This window comes from Micromonospora foliorum (assembly GCF_022229015.1).
Taxonomy (GTDB): Bacteria; Actinomycetota; Actinomycetes; order Mycobacteriales; family Micromonosporaceae; genus Micromonospora; species Micromonospora foliorum.
Window position 1 is genome coordinate 1 of record NZ_JAKKFF010000530.1, and the last position, 2,448, is coordinate 2,448.

The 2,448-nt window shown below is 76.1% G+C and carries 1 protein-coding gene; it reads left to right on the top strand.

Annotation, left to right across the window (positions count from 1 at the left end):
* Positions 1-104 precede the first annotated feature (104 nt).
* The coding region (locus tag PSH25_RS29480; protein ID WP_238662118.1) for an ATP-binding protein at positions 105-2,448 on the top strand (2,344 nt) is incomplete at its 3' end.

Sequence of the window (2,448 nt, forward strand, 5' to 3'; positions counted from 1 at the left end):
CCGCGCCCGCCGGGGTGGCGGCTCGACCCGATCCGACCCCGCCGACCGGCCGCCGGCCGGTCGGCGGGGTCGGCGGTGCGGGTCGCCATGGCATGCTCGAACACGTGACCGTACGCGCCGCCAGTTCCGTCCTCGTCGGGCGTCACCGCGAGACTGCGGCACTGCGGGACGCCCTGGGCCGGGCGCGGGCCGGGGAGCCGACCACCGTGCTGGTCGGCGGCGAGGCGGGCGTGGGTAAGACCCGGCTGCTGGAGGAGTTCGCCGGCTGGGCCACCGACGGCGCGGCGCGGGTGCTCGTCGGCCAGTGCCTGGAGTTGGGTGAGGCGGGTCTGCCGTTCGCCCCATTCGCCGCCGCGTTGCGCGCGGTGCTCCGCGCCGACGGCCCCGAGGTCTTCGCCGGCTACGAGGCGGAGTTCGCCCCGCTCCTGCCGGAGTTGGGCCGCGCCTCCGCGACGCTGACCACCCCGCGTGCCGTCCCGCTCAGCGATGCCCCGCGCGGTTACCTGTTCGACCTGGTCGCCGAGCTGTTCCAGCGGCTGGCCGACGCCCGCCCGCTGGTCCTGATCATCGAGGACCTGCACTGGGCCGACCGCTCCACCCGCGACCTCATCGGCTTCCTCGTCCGGGCGGCGAGGCCGGGCCGGCTGCTGCTGATCTGCACCTACCGTACGGACGAGTTGCAGCGCGGGCACCCGCTGCGCCCGTTCCTCGCCGAGCTGGATCGGGCCCGTGGGGTGGAGCGGGTCGAGCTGGGCCGCCTGGACCGCGACGGCACCGCCGCGATCCTCACCGACCTGCTCGGCGCCGAGCCGCTCGCCCGTGCCGTCGACGATGTCCACGACCGCACCCAGGGCAACCCTTTCTTCATCGAGGAGTTGGCCGTCGCCGGTGACCCGATCGGCTGCGCGGCGCTCCCGGAGACGTTGCGTGACCTGCTGCTGGCCCGGGTGGACCGGCTCCCCGAGCCGACCCAGCGAGTGTTGCGGATCGCGGCCGCCGGTGGCACCCGTTTCGCCCACGACCTGCTCGCCGAGGTCGCCGGGCTGCCCGAGGCCGAGCTGGAGGACGCGTTGCGCGCCGCCGTCGCCGCCCAGTTGGTGGTGGCCGACCGAGACGGGGACTACGAGTTCCGACACGCGTTGGTCCGCGAGGCGGTGCACGACGAGTTGCTGCCCGGTGAGCACGCCCGGCTGCACGCCCGCTTCGCCGCCGCCATCGAGGCCCAGCCGCACCTGGTCGCCGCCGGCCGGGCCCCGGCCGAGATCGCCCACCACTGGTACGCCGCGCACGACCACCCGCGTGCCCTGGTCGCCGCACGAGCCGCTGCGGGCGCCGCCGCCGACCGGTACGCGTACGCCGAGCAGCGCCGACTGCTGGAGCGGGCGCTGGAGTTGTGGGAGCTGGTGCCGGACGCCGCCGACCTGCTCGGCATGGACCACCTGGCGTTGCTGGAGCAGACCCTGGACGCCGCGGTCACCGCCGGCGACTTCAGTCGGGCCATCACCCTGACCCGGGCCGGGCTGGCCGAGGTGGACGCCGACGCCGCGCCGCTGCGCGCCGCCCGCCTGCTGGACCAGCGGGGTCGACTGATGGCCCTGCTCGGCAAGAGCGACGGCAGCCGCGAGTTGGATGAGGCGTACCGGCTGGCGGCCGGTGGCCCGCCCGGCGCGGAGCGGGTCCGGCTGCTCGCCGACATCGCCACCCACCTGGTCAGGTTCGACCCGCAGAAGGCGGCCCGGGTGGCAGCCGAGGCGGCCACCGACGCCGAGGCGTTCGGGGTGAACGTGGCCCTGCTGTCGACGCGGATCGCGCTGCTCTGCCACGGCGAGCGGGACCTGACCGGGGGCCTGGCCGAGCTGGGCCAGGCGGCCGCCGCCGCCCGAGCGGCGGGGGACGCGCCGACCCTGGTGCTCGCCATGGTGTTCGAGTCGGACATGCTCTGCGAGTTGGGCCGCTACGCCGAGTCCGCGCAGGCCGCCGAGGCCGGTGTGGCCGAGGCGCGACGGGTGGGGATCAGCCGCTCCACCGGGGCGTACCTGCTCTCCAACCGGGCCGAGGCGCTCATCGCGCTGGGTCGGTGGGACGAGGCCGAGGCGGTCTGCGCGGAGGCCGCCCGGATCGACCTGTCCGGTGTCACCGGACTGCACTGGCTCCAGTTGGCCGCCGGGCTGCGGTTGGCCCGCGCCCATCCGGGCGCCGACGAGCTGGTCGACAGGGCGCTCACCTTCCTCGGTCGGCCGTACCTGTGGCCGAACCACCGCCTGCCCCTGCACGAGCTGGCGATCGAGGCGGCGCTGGCCGCGGACGACAAGATCGAGGCGGTACGGGCGGCCCGCGTCGCGGTGGTCGACGAGAGCCTGCCGCAGCTGCCCCGGGAGGGTTGGCCGGTGCTCAGCGCCGCCGCGCGTACCGCGGCCCGGGTGGGTGACCGGGAGCGGGCCGCCGCCG